Annotated in this window: 14 protein-coding genes; 4 read left to right on the top strand and 10 right to left on the bottom strand. The window is 43.3% G+C overall.

Annotated elements, in window-relative coordinates:
- Positions 1-33: 33 nt before the first annotated feature.
- The 8 genes from JF50_RS24370 to JF50_RS24330 form a co-directional block, all read right to left on the bottom strand.
- The gene (locus JF50_RS24370) at positions 34-441 is read right to left on the bottom strand and encodes an ExbD/TolR family protein (protein WP_052262744.1); all 408 of its coding nucleotides are present in this window, start codon (positions 439-441) and stop codon (positions 34-36) included.
- Between the two features lies 1 nt (position 442).
- Positions 443-1,129, bottom strand: a complete 687-nt coding sequence (locus tag JF50_RS26510) for a MotA/TolQ/ExbB proton channel family protein (protein ID WP_052262742.1) — start codon at positions 1,127-1,129, stop codon at positions 443-445.
- The gene (locus tag JF50_RS24360) at positions 1,129-1,734 is read right to left on the bottom strand and encodes an energy transducer TonB (RefSeq protein ID WP_039611861.1); all 606 of its coding nucleotides are present in this window, start codon (positions 1,732-1,734) and stop codon (positions 1,129-1,131) included. The genes JF50_RS26510 and JF50_RS24360 overlap by 1 nt, the downstream gene beginning before the upstream one ends.
- A 115-nt stretch (positions 1,735-1,849) precedes the next feature.
- Positions 1,850-3,379 carry a PepSY-associated TM helix domain-containing protein gene (locus JF50_RS24355; RefSeq protein ID WP_039611860.1) on the bottom strand — a complete coding sequence of 510 codons (1,530 nt, stop codon included), beginning with the start codon at positions 3,377-3,379 and terminating at the stop codon, positions 1,850-1,852.
- Positions 3,380-3,630: 251 nt separating this feature from the next.
- Positions 3,631-3,975: a hypothetical protein gene (locus JF50_RS24345; protein WP_152614631.1), complete on the bottom strand. Its 345-nt coding sequence runs from the start codon at positions 3,973-3,975 to the stop codon at positions 3,631-3,633.
- Between the two features lie 30 nt (positions 3,976-4,005).
- Positions 4,006-6,447 (bottom strand): TonB-dependent siderophore receptor, encoded by a 2,442-nt coding sequence (locus JF50_RS24340; protein WP_052262739.1) that lies wholly within the window; start codon positions 6,445-6,447, stop codon positions 4,006-4,008.
- Between the two features lie 107 nt (positions 6,448-6,554).
- Positions 6,555-7,505 (bottom strand): DUF4880 domain-containing protein, encoded by a 951-nt coding sequence (locus tag JF50_RS24335; RefSeq protein WP_152614630.1) that lies wholly within the window; start codon positions 7,503-7,505, stop codon positions 6,555-6,557.
- The gene (locus tag JF50_RS24330; protein ID WP_039611856.1) at positions 7,477-7,974 is read right to left on the bottom strand and encodes a sigma-70 family RNA polymerase sigma factor; all 498 of its coding nucleotides are present in this window, start codon (positions 7,972-7,974) and stop codon (positions 7,477-7,479) included. Before JF50_RS24330 ends, JF50_RS24335 begins: the two co-directional genes overlap by 29 nt.
- A 454-nt stretch (positions 7,975-8,428) precedes the next feature.
- Between JF50_RS24330 and JF50_RS24325 the strand changes: the two genes are divergently transcribed.
- Entirely contained in the window at positions 8,429-9,460 is a 1,032-nt protein-coding gene (locus JF50_RS24325) for a cytochrome-c peroxidase (protein WP_039611855.1), read from the top strand.
- Positions 9,457-11,829: a hybrid sensor histidine kinase/response regulator gene (locus tag JF50_RS24320; protein WP_152614629.1), complete on the top strand. Its 2,373-nt coding sequence runs from the start codon at positions 9,457-9,459 to the stop codon at positions 11,827-11,829. The genes JF50_RS24325 and JF50_RS24320 overlap by 4 nt, the downstream gene beginning before the upstream one ends.
- Positions 11,830-11,872: 43 nt before the next feature.
- On the opposite strand, the gene JF50_RS24315 is transcribed toward JF50_RS24320, so the two are convergent.
- Together JF50_RS24315 and JF50_RS24310 are read right to left on the bottom strand one after the other, a co-directional pair.
- Positions 11,873-12,748, bottom strand: a complete 876-nt coding sequence (locus JF50_RS24315) for an SDR family oxidoreductase (RefSeq protein ID WP_039611854.1) — start codon at positions 12,746-12,748, stop codon at positions 11,873-11,875.
- A 280-nt stretch (positions 12,749-13,028) separates the two neighbouring features.
- The gene (locus tag JF50_RS24310; RefSeq protein WP_039611853.1) at positions 13,029-13,874 is read right to left on the bottom strand and encodes a type 1 glutamine amidotransferase domain-containing protein; all 846 of its coding nucleotides are present in this window, start codon (positions 13,872-13,874) and stop codon (positions 13,029-13,031) included.
- A gap of 122 nt (positions 13,875-13,996) precedes the next feature.
- Here JF50_RS24310 and JF50_RS24305 point away from each other — a divergent pair, with 122 nt between their 5' ends.
- Positions 13,997-14,905: a LysR family transcriptional regulator gene (locus JF50_RS24305; protein ID WP_039611852.1), complete on the top strand. Its 909-nt coding sequence runs from the start codon at positions 13,997-13,999 to the stop codon at positions 14,903-14,905.
- Positions 14,906-15,014: 109 nt separating this feature from the next.
- On the top strand, positions 15,015-15,569 hold the full coding sequence (locus JF50_RS24300; RefSeq protein ID WP_039611851.1) for a hypothetical protein: 555 nt from the start codon (positions 15,015-15,017) through the stop codon (positions 15,567-15,569).
- The last annotated feature ends 223 nt before the right edge of the window (positions 15,570-15,792 follow it).

Genomic DNA, 15,792 nt, shown 5'->3' with positions numbered 1-15,792 from the left:
AGCCAATAGGCAAGCAGTACGGTTGCTGCCTGCCTATTTTTTTTGTTCTTCTTGCTTTGCAAAGCTGACTTTATCGATACTTAACTCATTCAACAATGACATCAAACTATGCACATCCTGATATTGAGTTTTACTGCCCACATTTAAATGCACACTTAAATCGGTCTGCTCGGCTTGTTCAATTAAATAATATCTCACTTGTGCTTGGTTAAGCGCTTGGCCGTTTACTCGCCATGTGCCCTTGTCGTTAATTGATAGGGTGAGCTGTGCTGGTTGCACGGCTTGAGCTTGCCCATTGCTGACATCGACATTAAGGGCTTTGGTGAGCAAAGGCGAGGTGATCAGAACAATCACCAGTAACACCAACATGACATCAATTAAAGGCAGCATATTGGGCTCTTTAATACTGGGAGTCTGTACATCCTGCTGATTAAAGTCCATATCAAGCCCCTGATAAATGTGCTGGCGGGTGGCCAGTTAATAGGTAATTATGCCACTGCTGGGCAAAATAATTGAGATCGGTTTGTAACTGCTCATATTGTTTGGCAAAAAAGTTATAAAACAACACCGCTGGGATGGCAACTGCGATACCCACCCCAGTGATAATCAGTGCTTCAGCAATGGCTGGCGCGAGGGCGGTCAGCGTTGCCGTCTTTTGCGCGCCAATGACATTCAGGGATAAGTGAATGCCCCAGACTGTGCCTAGTAAGCCGATAAAGGGCGCGCAGGCGGCGGTGGTCGCAAGTAAGTTCAAGCCACGTTTAGGTAAGGCGCGTTTACTGTATAAGGTCAATTGGCTGGCGAGAAAGTCAGACAATGAGAATTGTTCACTGGGGGCGTTTAGATATTGCTGCTTTGCTAAGTTACCTACTTTTGCAATGTGGTAATACAGACCGAAGCGTTTAAAAAGCTGAGCGCTTGGCGATTTATGGGCTTGTTGAAAAGCGACTAAAGCTTCTTGCTTATGCCACAGTTGTTTTGCATGCCTTTGCTGGCGTTTGATACATAGCAAAGACCAGCACAAGTGAAGTGCTCGGCTCCAAGTTAAACATGACAGGGCTAAAAGCAGCAAAAAAATGGCAAGAATGATCGGGTCAAACTGGCTGAGATAGATAAATAGGTTTGTCATTATGGGGTGAGCTCGATGTTTTTATGTGTATGGGCTTTTTCAATTTCAAAAATTATACGTTGTTGATACCAGTGTGATATCGCTTTTTCATTGAGTAATGTGGGATAAAATGACCAGTCTAAAATGGCGTTTTTCGCGGCCATATCTAGGGCATCAAAACCACTACTTTTAACAATGCTTGGAGACTCGACTCGCCCCTCTGTATTGACTAAAAATTTGATGGTAACAATCCCTTGCTGTCCAGCGTCTTTTGCTTCTGCGGGATACGTAGGCTCAGATATATTGATGGGCCTAGCAAGCTGCTTGTGTTGTGATGGTGTTTGTTTTGAACCAGCATTATTTTGTTTTTTAGTGTAGCTTATGTGAGTGCTTACTTCTTCTTTTTTATCTTTAATATATTGATTGGTTGTACTTGATTGAGCATTGGCGTGTTCTGAATTATTTTGCTGGTGTGTGCCTAGCTGCGTAGGAGTGAGCTGTGTCAATGTCATAGCCAGAGGAGTCGGTTTGACAGACGTGGTGTCTTCTTTGCTGTCAGTCATTAAGCCCAATACCAAGATATGTAAGGCGACAACCAACATCAGTAATACAACAAAGCGTATCATGTAATAATTATTATCAAGTTAAAATCGTGCTTATGGTATTGAATTGTTTAGAGGTAATCAATAATCAGCCCGTAAAGCAATGTAACAGTATGCACTACGGGCTCGTATTAAGGTGTTATTTGGTGGTGCTTTTTCTGTACTGTTTCGCAATGACTAGGCATAGGATTGCCATGATAGTGAGCATACCATTGACCCACCATATCGCTTTATCTGCCAGTAATAGTGGTTGTATGGTCAACATGCCATTGAATAAGTCATAAGCGGGGGCCAATATAAATAGTAAAGCGGCCATCATTAACTGCTGGACCATCACTTTTCTTGGCGCATTTTTTACCAATGCATGAAGCATGGCAAAAAACCAACTGAGGTGAAACACAGGCACAAGAATAGTTTGCATCGTAAAATACTCAGGCAAAAAGCGTGTTATGACAAAGCACATGGCGACTGAGATGAGCACGCCACTAGACAGAGCCAGTGTCATTGCGCTGACAAAGCGCAACCCCAGTTTGCTTTGTTGACGATTTTTTGCTCGCTTTTCTAACCAGAGCAGGTTGCCGGTTAAAATCAAATAACAGCACGCGAGACCCATTAAAAACATTAAAAAACGCATCAGATCACCACCAAATGTCCCGTAATGTAGCGCCTCAAAAGTCGCCGCGCTTGCCTGCGCAGGATTATGTTTGATGATGTCGCCGCTCAATTGCGTAAAGTCATCTAATGCAAAACGCAGTCGATGATATTCATGTAATGAACCGCCTTGGCGCAAAATCACTTCAACATGAGCGGCTTTGTCTGTCATACCATACGAAAATAGATAGGTGAGCTGATGTGTTGGGTAACGCGTTTTGATGTGTGACAACAAGGCGTCATATTGTTGCGTTGGTAGCGTCAGGCCTGTGGCTGTTTGCGGTATTGCACCAGGTTTGCCAAGTGCTTTATCCAGTTCAGTAAAGTCGCCATTGAATGCTGCAAACCCAAAGCTGGCTTGAAATAGCAAAGCCAGATTGAAATAGACGCCGGTCAGTGCATACATAAAGGTATAGGGAAATGCGGTCACCCCTATCAAGATATGACCATCGAGGTATTTATCTTTGGCTTTGTGGATCCGGTATTGATAGTAGTGACTAATGATTTTTTTTAGGTGGATGAGTAGCCCTGTTAATAGCACCACAAAAAAGATTAAAGTTATTATCCCGACCAGTTCAAATCCAATGCTTGGAATATATAAGTGGTAGTGCATGCGATACAGCATGTCAGCGAGAAAAAATTGATTGCGATCGAGGTCGAGTAAACGTCCATCATCTGCGGCAAAGCTATAATTTAAATATTGTCGTTTACCGTCTTGTGTAGCGAGAAAAAACACGGTGTAAAACGGTTTATTCTCACTGGGCAAATCAATACTGACTCGGTCATTGAAGCGAATGTCATAACCAAGCCCTTGTAACTTATCAATGATGTGGCTGACAGGGATTTGCTCTGTGGGCAAGGTTTTATGAAAGTTATGAAATCGGTCCCATTGATGAATTTCAGCGCGATAAAAAGAGAGGCTACCACAGACAAATATAATCATGAGTGCGCCTGAAATGATTAAGCCGAGCCAAGTGTGCGCATGCGTGAGGTTTTTTAAAGTATCTTTGGAAAACATGGAGAAACCATTAGGTGAAAAAGGCTATCAGATAAATTAACACTGAGGGCGCCGCGCAATAGAGGCCGCGAAGCCAAGCTGCTTTGGGGCTGCCGGCGCCATAGCAATATGTCATAATGCATGCCCAACCAGTTAAACCTACAGTCATGAAAAGCGCGGCAGAAAGGGCGCGCAAATCATAATAAAAGTGGATTAAACTACTGGGAAGTAAAGTGATAGTTATTAAACCGCAACTGAAGCCCGCAAACGTTTTATGCCACATAAAAGCCTCCATAAACAAAGTGCAATGCAGTGGCAATCAGTGCAGTAACAGCCAAGCTTGGCCAAGCAGCGTGATTAAAATGGTGAATTAAAAAAATCGGTGCCGCGAGGGCAAACATACTTAATAGTAGGGTATAAGTAAGTGCGGCACCGATTGTCATACCTATTTGCACAAAGCCCCATACAGCAAGTAGGCAAATGCTCAATGCAAATAGGTGTAACAATAGGCGTCCAGATAAGGGGCGTGATAGCCACTTCTGTCGTGTGCTGGTTGCATAGTACAGCACACCGCATAGCCATAAACTGGGCAGTAAATAATACATTATGATAGTCACGTATTGGCGGCTTACGCCGCCTTATTTTTATTAGAATTTGTAGTTGGCACTGATAACCCAAGTACGTGGAGAACCAGCCTTCTTAGGTACAAATCCGTATGTATCGTAGTAGGGTTCATCCAGTAGGTTGCGCACATGTACCTTCACATCAAGTTGTTCGGTGACTTGGTAGCCAAGGTGAGCTGAAATCAGCGTTTCACCTTGCTTTGTATCGGCCAATGAACCGCGTCGAGTCCCTGCTGGTAGCCCAAGATCAACGCCACGAGGCGCTAACACGTTCACTGTGGTGTCATTGTTCCACTGTAAGCCTAGGCCTACTCGCCAATCATGGTACTGGTAGCTTGTGTTTAATTTCAATAACTTGCGAGGTGCTTCTCTGTTGACGTCCTCACCTTGTTGATCCTCGAGGGAAAACTCGCTGTAACTGGCGTTAAGTTGCCAGGTTTCAGTGAGGTTGCCTGCTATCTCGAGTTCAAAACCGGTCGAGTTTGCACCGTCTACTTGGCGGTATCGAATGGGAGTTGCATGGGCATATTCCGGAATGGCTTCTGCAACGTTTTTCAGTAAAGTATCAAATGCGGCAACGTTGATATTAAACTTATCGTCAAACAGTGCGAACTTAAATCCAAGTTCAATATTTTGGCCAGTAATGGCTTCAATGGGGCCTAAGTTAATATCAACCAAGCCCGGTTGTGGCTTGTATGTATCCGTGTAACTTGCATAGATGTTCAAACTATCAAGTGGGCTGTATACCAGGCCCAAGTACTTACTATCACCGTCATCAGATGATGCAGAAGCTGAGTGACCTTGCCAAGATGTATAATTTTGATTGTTTTGTTTGAACTTATAAAACTTGATTCCGGCGATGACATTGATTTGGTCATGGACATCGATATTGGTGCTCAGTGCTAACGTTTCTTCATCGACAACTTCATGTCTGTCTATGATTTTTTGATTAATGTTTGGTGCTTTTATACCTTGAGCTGGATTGGTATCGAACAGGCTCGCCATAGGGTAAAAAGCACGACGTCCTTCAGGGGTCTCTTCTTCGTATGTACGGTTTGTGTACTCAGTGTCGTTTTTTAGGTAGGTGATATTGATTTGATGTTCACGGTCAAACAGCTCAACTCGGCCGATTGCACTGGCTGTCATGGTGGTTACTTCACCTTCATCGGCAAAAAGTGAATCAATACCGAATACGCCTAGGCCTGTTTTAGGATCTGCTGATGATGAGAAGTAAGTGAAAATAGACTCTAAATCATTGGTTCCATAGTAGATTGCACCATTGAGTTGCCAATCAAGGTTTAACTGATGAGAGATCTTAAAGGTATAACCAGTATGCTCTCTATTTTGAAACGCATTTGGTGAGGCGAGGTTAGTCGATGCAGGCAAATCTGTGCGGCTACCATCATTATTGAAAATAGGGACTCCCCAATGTACACCGTTGTGATCTAGCTGTTGGTGGTGGAGTGTCAGAGTCGCTTCCGTTTGTTCTTGTGCGCCAAAATAGCCATGAAACTGGGTATAGAGCACCTGCTTTTGGGTGTCTTCTCGGTCAATATAGGTGTTAGCATCTTCAAACACTAAGACGACGCGTGCTGCATATTTACCATCTTCGGTCAATGCACTGCTGGCATCGAGCTCGGCGCGTTTGTGGTTGAAGCTACCAAGCTCCGCAGAGACGTTGAGTAAACGTTCGCGTGTGGGTTTTTTAGAGATCAGGTTGACGGTTGCTGAGGGCTCACCTGCCCCCGCCATTAAACCAGCTGCACCGCGAAGTACTTCGACTGAGTCATAAACGGCACTGTCTAAGCGAAATTCTTGGCCTCGAGAAAAACCAGCTGGCATGCCATCTTTAACATATTCATTGACGTAAAAGCCGCGAGAAGAGAAAAGCGTATCGTCTGAAGCGCCATATTTATAGCGATAGACACCTGCGCTATTGTTTAGTACATCTTCAACATCATCTAGCCCATAATACTCAATAAAATTAGCATCTAAGACTGAGATTGACTGAGGGGTTTCTTTAACTGATAAATCAAGCCCTGTCGGAGAGGAGCTACGCTCAATTGGTTGACCCAGTACTTCTATGGTTTCCACTGCTTTGACATGCATATCGGGCAGCTGTGCAACAGGCGTATTAATATTGGCGTCATAGATGACGTAGCCAGTATCTGTTTTTGCAAAACTGAGCCCAGTGCCTGCCAATAGCTTGGTGATGGCTTGGTGAACGTTTAAATTACCTAAAACCTGATTGCTTCTAAGATCTTTACTTAGTGTACTGTTGACAGAAATAGAAGTACCTGTTTGTTCTCCAAGATCTGAAATTGCTTGGTCAAGCGTGTTCACCGGTAAATTCAACCTGTGCACTTGGTCCTCAGCCTGGGTATCCATGGGAGAAGCAAGGAGTACTCCCGAGAGACTTGCTGCCAGTAGGCTAAGTTTGAATGATTTAGTGGGCTGAGCAACCATGATTTTCCTTAGTTTAAAATAATGTGTCACTCTCTATGCCCCGCGAGCAGCCAAAATCTGCCAAGTTTTTTAATATATTTTTAAAAATAATTTTAATGTATTGAAATTTATGGTTTTTTATTAATTACTTGCCAAACATTTGGGACCCCATTGAGTGTCAGTTCTGGGAAGGTGCTGAGTATTTGCGATAGGATTTGTTTGGGATCGGCCAGCGAAAAAGTGCCACTAATATGTAATTGCGCAGCAGCGGGGGCCACTCTGATGCTGCCATTTAAATAGCGAGACAGTTCTGCAATAAATTGGTTAAGCGGCATTTGAGACACACTGAGCATGCCTTTGGTCCAGCTTGTCATATGTCTTGGTGTTTCAACAATATGAGTACCACTGCGCTCGGCAATGAGTGTATGGTTTTTGTCTACGGTGTACTTTTGTCCATTTGCAACAATATCAAAACGTTTGCTTAGGGCGCTAAAACGCACTTGCTTAGCGTCATCAAAGAGAATGAATTCATCGCCGGACTCAGCATTGAAGTGACAATGAGGACTAGAGATGACCATGGCTATTTGGCACACAATATGCGCTTCACCATATTTGAGCCATAGTGTGTTTGCGTCTAAGTTTATGGCGCTATGTGTATTGAGGGTAATGCTGGCTTGTGCTAAATGCGTTAATTGAAGTTGCTCGCCAACTTGCGCATGGTGATCGGCTAATTTGGCACTGATCCCCAACTCTTTTTGATAACGCCAGGTGAACCAACTTGATATTGAAAGGGCTGCAATTGACTTTAAGATATGACGGCGGCTCTGATCTGCTTTAGATAGTGTACCGAGTGACTGTTGACCTGACAGTGGAAGGTTTGAAAACATTTGCTGTGAGTGACTGACTTGTTGCCATGCTTTCTGATGCGCAGGATCCGCTTCCAGCCATTGAACGAAAGCTTGTTTTTGAGCCAGTGACAGTGACTGTGCTTCTTGTTGCACATACCAGTCAACGGCTTGTTCTATTGCTGACTGCGTTAACGGCATGGCGTTACATTGACTCACTTTGTACTTCAACACATGCCAATATTGCCTTGCACATGGCCTTTTGAACCATATTGACGCTGATACCTAATTGCGTAGCAATGTCTTTATAGGCTAAACCATCAATTCTGGCCATGATAAATACTTGCCTGACACGCTGTGGTAATTTTTCCAACACCAAGGAGAGCTGCTCTAAGGTGTGGATAATCATCTGTTGTGCCTCGGGACTCGGGGCCATATGCTCGGGCTGTTGAGCTAGCGTTTCGAGGTAAGCTTGCTCAATAGATTGTCTGCGCCAATGATTATTCACTAGGCCTGTTGCCAATGTCGTCAAGTAAGCCCTTGGGGAGTGGATAGGCTCCAATTTATTTGCAGCTTGTTTATTCAGCAACCTAAGAAAAGTGTCTTGTGCAATATCTGCTGCTTGGGCTTGACAGTTGAGCTTGCCATACAAAAATTGACGTAACCAGGAGTGATGATCTTGGTACAAAGAGTTGATTTGCAAAGTATTTCCTTTTCTTCGTTTTTATTCGTAATAAAAATTGTTCGCAATTATAAGGTTTGTTGCTATTTAAGCAAGTGATAGAGGCAGTGGGTTACAGTAAATGCTATATATCCGACTGTTTTTTTATGTTTTTTGGTTTAAGTGTATTTAATAGGGGGTTAATTTGTTGCGTGAGTGCACGCTATATTGGATGCTCAGTGAGACATTATTCAATCACTCCCCCGCATGGCTTGCAATAGCATCTCTATCTAAAAGTATGACGTCTGTACCCGATTGTTTTAACAATCGACTTCTTTCATGACGGTCATGGAAGGTATTTTATGTCATTTGAAAAGGTGCTATTCGTATCTAGAAAGCCAATGCTTGGTGGATGAAAATTTTCAGTGACTTTATGGTTGACTGTCTATACTTGGATGAATAGTCAACCAGTCTAAGGTGTTTCAAGGATGCTGAAATGAGTAGTAAATATATCGTGCTTGTTACCATCATGCTCGCTGCGATATTACTGGTACTGGCACTTCAGTTTAAATCGGCTCAGCAACGCCATCATTGGCAACAAGATGTCGTCGAAGTGCATTCTACTGAGGTCGTCTATCAAGAGCGCAAAGTAGATGCGCCTATCCAGCCTTTACCTATAGTGAAGCAATACGATGTTGCATGGGCACAATTAGGTAAAGCCTTATTTAAAAGTCCATTGTTGTCTTCTGATAATACGGTTTCCTGCGCATCATGCCACGACTTGTATAACGGTGGGGATGATGGGTTTTCTGTGTCTGTCGGTATTAAACAGCAGTTGGGAGAGCGCAACTCTCCAACGGTGATCAATTCTGTCCTTAATTTTCGTCAATTTTGGGATGGTCGCAGCCCTAATTTAGAGTCTCAAACTCCGGAGCCTATCCATAACCCAATGGAAATGGGCACCAATTGGCAAGCGGTAATCGAAAAATTAAATGCGCAGCCAGGCTTTGTAAAAAGTTTCAGTGCGGTTTCAAATGATGGCATTACCGTAGAAAATATCATAAAAGCGATTGTGGCTTTTGAAGCGTCGCTTATTTCTCAAAATACGCCAATTGATGATTTCTTATTGGGGAAAGCCGACGCACTCACCTCACAACAGCAGCGCGGGTATGAAAAGTTTGTGTCTTATGGCTGTGTGACGTGTCACCAAGGCCGTAATATTGGTGGCAATTTATACCAAAAAGTGGGCCGCTTAGATCAAGTGCCTGAGCAATTGTTAGATGATGTAGGTCGTTTTGAAGTGACACAAAACCCACAGGATAAATTTGTATTTAAAGTACCGAGTTTACGAAATGTTGCTTTGACTGCGCCCTATTTTCACAATGGTTCAGTGGACAACTTGTCTGATGCGATCCGGATCATGGCCAGAGGTCAGCTGGGTTTAGATTTAAGCGATGAGGACGTTGCAGACATAGAGGCATTACTGCAATCATTCTCTGGTGACTTGCCGAGGTCTTTAGCGGAGTGAAATATTTAATAGAAGGGTGTTTACTGTTGTTGATTTGGTTTTTTGGTTCGCAAGCCATTGAAGGGTATTTCATGGCGCAGCATCAGCAGCAGGAGTTACACATTAAGCGGCAGATGCAAGGGGTTGCCACTGAATTATCGTTGGAGACCTTTTCGGCAATGGACCGTAACGTTTATCATTTTGACAGGCATGCACAAAAGCAACTTGAATTTGAACGTTTGATTAATGAACTAGAGCGCAATGAGCGGTTAAATACAGAGCTCTCGAGTGCATTGGGGTCGTTCAAAAGTACCATCGACACGTATATGCAATTGGCTTCGATGTTGAAAACGTCCTATCGTTATATCGCCAAGTTGGCATTGGATAAATCTGAGTTTGATGCGGATGTACAAGTTTTATTAAGCCGCTGCACCGCATTAATATCCAACCTACATGTGACCAACTCACTACCAGTAATCGATCGAGTTCACAATGAGCTGTCAATATTAGTGCCTCAAATTCAAAACTTAGAATCTAATGTACCGCGCCTCAGAGTACTCCGTTTACATATCGAATTTGTGTTAGATAATGCACTCAAAGCCTCCAATCTACTGGTGCCTATTCAGCAAAGTAATATATCAACGGTGATCTTGCGAGATATTAATACCTTAGTGCATTCAATGAATGAAACAAGGTGGCACATGATGCGGGCTGTGTTGATGCTGCTTTGTGTAAGTTTCTTATTGATTATTCTTGCACTAGCAAGGCTATTAATTGACCTTAAACAAGCCAATATGATGGCTAATCAAGCTGCCGAAACGAAATCTCTGTTTGTATCAAACATGTCTCATGAAATACGCACTCCAATGAATGGTATTTTGGGACTGACAGATATTCTTTTGACCACCGAATTGACCGGAGTACAGCGAAATTACTTAGAAAAAGTGCGCTTTTCAGCTAATGCACTGACGACCATCATCAATGATATTTTAGACTTTTCAAAGATTGAGTCGAAAAAATTGCACATTGAGCGCGTCCCTTTTCAATTTGAAGACTTATTAGACAATTTACGTTCTTTAATCACACCACTTGCAAATACCAAAGGGGTTAAATTGGTTTTCGATTTAGCCCCCACATTGAGTAAACAGTACGTCGGAGATCCAGTTAGAATTAATCAAATCATGCTGAACTTTGCATCAAATGCGGTTAAGTTTACTGAAGATGGTTCGATTACTTTGAGTGTTCAGCAAGAAAAACAGCAAGGAGACACGTGTTGGGTAGCCATTTCTATCACAGATACTGGCATTGGTATTGCGCCCGATAAAGTCGACATGTTGTTCGAGCGGTTTACTCAAGCTGAGTCCTCCACAACCCGTAAATACGGCGGGACGGGGTTGGGACTGACAATTTGTAAACTGCTAACAGAACTTATGGGTGGAGTGTTAGAGGTAGAGAGTGAGCTTGGCAAGGGATCAAAGTTTACTGTTAAATTACCGCTGTGTGTGATAACTGAAGAGGTTGAAGAGCCTGAACAAATTCAATTGTCTGGCTCGATATTAATTGTTGAAGATGATCCTATTTATTTGGAGATCAGCCAAAATATCGCACGCTCAATAGGGTTACAAGTAAGCGGAGTGAGCAGTGGTGAGGATGCACAAGCGGCATTACGTGGTCAGGCGTTTGATATACTGTTGGTGGACTGGATTTTACCTGACTGCCATGCCAACGAGTTACTTGCAAAGCTGAGCGACAGTGGCAGCTTACCTGATCGTGTTGTGGTATACACCGCGCATACACGGGAGAGTATTCAAACAGAGTCTGACTTTCCTATTCTATACAAGCCATTACTTAAAAGAGATTTAATCGACGCACTGAGTGATGCTAAACAAATCAGCCAATCTGAAATAGCGACTCATAGGTCCGTAGAGGCCACTACTCAAGCTGCAGGTCAGTCAGGTGGCAGTACGAAACCGGATACACCCAATTCGGATATATTACAGGGCGGCTGTATGCGAGTTTTATTAGTGGAGGACAACGAAATTAATCGCATTGTCGCGCTAAAATTACTCAGCCGCATTTCAGGTGTGTCGGTGGAAGTAGCGGAAGATGGTAAAGCAGCGGTTGACATAATTACGCATCAAAACGCGGATTTTGATATTGTGTTTATGGATATTCAAATGCCAGTTATGGATGGCGTTGAAGCGACAAAACGAATTCGAGCAGTGTACTCTGCTGAGCAGTTGAAAATTGTCGCGCTGACAGCCAATGTCATGCAGTCTGAGGTGGACAAGTATCTGGAGATTGGCATGAATGGCCACCTTGGTAAACCATTTAAAATGGATGAGCTGGAAGCGGTGTTTAAGCAACATATGACAGAGTTAAATTTATGACGGTACCAAGTAACCTAAACACTAGGTTACTTGGCCAAAGCAATTAATCTTGTTTTAAGTTCAGCAAATGCGCCATATCATACAGCTTGTAAATATGTTGCATTGCGGCTTCTCGTGCTTGGTTCGTGGCTTCAATCACAGGATTAAGTCCAGAACCGTCAACAGTGGTTCTAAACGGGCGCTGCGATGCTGGCGTTTGTAGTAAATTCAACACGGCATCTGCGACCATTTGCGGACTTGGTGCATTGTCTGCATCGTGCCCTGCTTCCGTACCTGCCCACATTTGTTCGGGGGCATCTGCAAATTCGCCGTAACTTGCTGTCACTGCTTGGTCACTTGAGCGCAGCAGGTTTGCGCCGAAGTCAGTACCAAATCCGCCTGGCTGTACAATCAGTGATTGAATACCAAATTGCGACAGTTCAACGCGATAGTTTTCAGCTAACCCTTCAACGGCATGCTTGGTGGCATTGTAAGAGCCCAAAAAAGGGAGGACAAATTGGCCTAAAATACTCGAGACTTGGATCAAGGTGCCACTGCCGCGTTGTTTCATATGCCCTAAAATAGCGCGTGTCATACGCTGAACGCCAAATACATTGATGTCAAAGACCTTTTTGAAATCATCGATATCGAAGCTTTCTTGCCAGCCTAAGGTGCCGACACCAGCGTTATTGATAACAACGTCGATGTGCCCTGCTTTTTCGATAGCCAGCGCAACGCCTTCATTGACACTGTTATCATCGGTGACATCGATATCGATAACAATAACGCCATTTGACTTGAGTTCGTTGGCAATCGAAGCATTGCGACCTTGTGGGTCACGCATGGTGCCAACAACTTTAAAACCTTGGCGTACAAGGGTGTTTGCGATCAGGTAACCAAAACCACTGTTAGAACCAGTAACTAAAACAGATTGTGTCATATCTTTACTCCAAAATTAGGTCTCTATTGAATTGCGATTAGATTATCGAGTTAAGGGTTATTAATGAAATTAATTACATTTATTTAGGTATGAATGAAATTAATTTATAAGCTGGGTTTTAAGCGATGCAGTGACCAGGCTGTATGAGTCAAATGTAAAAGAGATACGTGATAGACGGAAAAGGTCATTGATATAAAAATGTAACGACAAAGGTGAGGGAAAATCGCGGAGCAGAAATAGAAAAAGCGTGCCGAGGCACGCTTATTAGAATAGAGCAGGTTTATTGGTCAAGCTGTTTGAGTAGCGCTTTTGCGACACCGACAGAAGACTTATTGTTTTGACCTGTAATGAGTTCGCGATCGACAACAATATGCGGGTGCCAATCTTGCTCACTGCGAGAGTAATTACCGCCTGCTTTTGTTAAGGCATCTTGCGGCCAGTAATGCAGCTCATCTCCACCTAGGTAGTACTGGGTCGCCACTGCCTCTTCGGAGTTACTAAACGTTGTCATTTGATAATCTGCATAGATCCAGCCCTTAGCTGGTTGGGCTTTTTCCCCTTGCTTCATTTGTGCTTCAAATTCTGCGGCATTTGGCAGGGCAGAGAGCAGTGCTACGGGGCCATGACACACCAGTCCGGTCGGTTTCTGTGTGGCGTTAAAGTGTTTTAAAAACTCACCTAATTGTGGGTTAGCGACAAGGTCGCCAAGTGGCGCGTGGCCTCCTGGTACAAATACGGCATCAAACTGCTCAATGCCCATTTGCTCTACTCGGGCGAAACTGATCACGGGACTCTGTGTCTTATCGTCAATCATCAACTGATTGAATAACGCTTTGTGGGCAGTGTAATTGGCTTTGCTGGTATCTAAAAAGTGGTCGGGGGTGTCAGACACCGGGTCTAGTCTGGGTGCCATGCCTGTAGGGGAGGCAAAGGTCAGAGTATGTCCGGCTTCCAAGAACAACTTCACAGGTTCCATTAATTCGTTAAGGTACACACCAGTTTTGTATTCAGTGCCATTTTTTAATGTCATTTGCGCGGTATCTGACATCACAACCAAAATGTCATCAGCCAGTGCAATAGGGCTTAAAGTTAATGTACCAAGTGCGAGTAATGTATTTAATTTCATTGTATATCCTATTCTTAAACTGTGTATTCGTTTGCTGTGATACAGCTTAAGAAGTTAAGCTTCATTAATGAAATTAATTGCCTTAATATAGTTATGAATATGATTAATAGTTTGGTGGGTACGTGGCTAATATTTCAGATATCGAATTAAACCAATTGCGATTGTTGCAAATTATATTTGAAACAAAAAACCTAACGCGAGCGGGTGAGAGAGCAGGATTGACGCAATCAGCGGTGAGTCACACGCTAAAAAAGCTAAGGCATAGTTTTAATGATTCATTGGTGATCCGCCAGGGCAATCAGCTGGTTATGACCCCCCGTGCGGAGACCTTAAAACCACAACTCAATCGCTGGCTCAATGATTTTGAAAAGAATATTCTTTTTCAAGAGCAGTTTGATCCCACAACGTCAACCCGCACCTTTTATATCGCCACCAGTGATCTTGTGGAGCAGGCTTTATCTGCAGCCTTAATCACACATTTAGCGCAAGTGGCCCCCCAAGTTCGGGTGGTGTTTACTAAATTAGATAAACGTGGTTTGGCAAGTCAAATTGAAAGTGGTGAGGTGGACTTTTCAATTAGTGTTGTGGAGTCGAGTCATCCTAGTTTGATGGTGACAACCCTATATCGCGATGATTTTGTCTCCGTTGTTAAAAATGACCACCCAATTTTGTTAACGCCCCAGGATGTGCAAAAGTTTTGCCGCTTCCCTCATCTGCTTGCTGGCACTGGCAAAGATACCCGAGGTATGGTGGATGACGCGCTCAATGAACTCGGTCTTTCGCGTACGGTGCAATACAAGGTTGCGAATTTTTTAAGTGCCCCTTATATCGTTGAAAAGAGCGATGCCATATTTACTGCTCCACGCAGATTCATTAATGCGATAAGCTCGCAATTTGCAATTTCACAGTTTGAAACGCCGATCCCTATGGACAGTTATGTGATGAAGCTCTATTGGCATATCAAAAATAAAGATGAACAGGCAATTAAATGGTTCCGAGAGCAATTAGTTGCAGTGGCGCGCGACGACTGAGGGACTTAGGCTGGTCATTGAACGGCGTGACATTGGGAATAGCCGCAATTTTCTGTTAAAAAAAGCTGTTTGAATTATCATCAGCGCGTCAATTCATAAGGAGAGCATAATGCGCGCTATTTCTTTTTTCAGTGGTTTATTACTTGCGGGGTGTAGCAGTGTGCAAACGCTCCCTTCATTCGATGCAAAAAACTGGCGTTATGCCACTGATCCACATGGCAGTCAGGTCATTTTAAATGAACCTCTTGTACAAGAAAAACGTGTCAAAATAGGGTTTGACCGTGTCCCTAGAGTCGATAAGCAAAATAATTCATGGGTAGAGCTGATTTATGATATTCCCCAAGGCAGCTTAAACGGTGTATCACACATTGAAGTGACTTATCAAAGTGATAAGCCGTTGGTGATCAAGTTGTCGCAAAAAGAGTATGGCGGTGCTGGTGATAAGAGTTATGCACATTACCAAGTAACCTTACCGCAAGCGACGCAGCCAAGTACACGAGAAGTGACTTTATCTGATTTTGCTCGACCCGATTGGACCCCAAATTGGTCGAAAGACCAAGGGATTGTGAGTGCTTCCATATCTGCGCTGTATTTTGTCCCAGACTTAACAGATAAAGAAGGGGGCAACGCGACCATCACCATTCATCACCTTGCATTGAGATAAGGCGATAAATATAAAAGTTGTCTTATATTTTTTCCATTGCATGACGCCATGGTTTAGAAAGGCTAGATATGGCGTTCACTTTGCTAAGTTTGCATATTTTTATATTTGATTAGGCCCCTAAAGCACCTCGCAAAAATGCCTTTTTCACCGGGTATGCCCATCACTGCACGACATGATTAATTTGAAAATTTAGCATTTTTGTCAATGATTAAATAAATGCATA

Source organism: Pseudoalteromonas luteoviolacea, assembly GCF_000814765.1.
In the GTDB taxonomy this organism is placed as follows: domain Bacteria; phylum Pseudomonadota; class Gammaproteobacteria; order Enterobacterales; family Alteromonadaceae; genus Pseudoalteromonas; species Pseudoalteromonas luteoviolacea_H.
Note: the sequence above shows the minus strand (reverse complement) of the source record. Positions and strands in the feature narration are given on the sequence as shown.

What these genes read in the sequence shown, in the direction of transcription:
- JF50_RS24370 (WP_052262744.1), bottom strand. Translation starts at nt 441, where the DNA reads ATGGACTTTAATCAGCAGGATGTACAGACTCCCAGTATTAAAGAGCCC.
- JF50_RS24355 (WP_039611860.1), bottom strand. Translation starts at nt 3,379, where the DNA reads ATGTTTTCCAAAGATACTTTAAAAAACCTCACGCATGCGCACACTTGG.
- JF50_RS24340 (WP_052262739.1), bottom strand. Translation starts at nt 6,447, where the DNA reads ATGGTTGCTCAGCCCACTAAATCATTCAAACTTAGCCTACTGGCAGCA.
- JF50_RS24360 (WP_039611861.1), bottom strand. Translation starts at nt 1,734, where the DNA reads ATGATACGCTTTGTTGTATTACTGATGTTGGTTGTCGCCTTACATATC.
- JF50_RS24315 (WP_039611854.1), bottom strand. Translation starts at nt 12,748, where the DNA reads ATGACACAATCTGTTTTAGTTACTGGTTCTAACAGTGGTTTTGGTTAC.
- JF50_RS24310 (WP_039611853.1), bottom strand. Translation starts at nt 13,874, where the DNA reads ATGAAATTAAATACATTACTCGCACTTGGTACATTAACTTTAAGCCCT.
- JF50_RS26510 (WP_052262742.1), bottom strand. Translation starts at nt 1,129, where the DNA reads ATGACAAACCTATTTATCTATCTCAGCCAGTTTGACCCGATCATTCTT.
- JF50_RS24300 (WP_039611851.1), top strand. Translation starts at nt 15,015, where the DNA reads ATGCGCGCTATTTCTTTTTTCAGTGGTTTATTACTTGCGGGGTGTAGC.
- JF50_RS24325 (WP_039611855.1), top strand. Translation starts at nt 8,429, where the DNA reads ATGAGTAGTAAATATATCGTGCTTGTTACCATCATGCTCGCTGCGATA.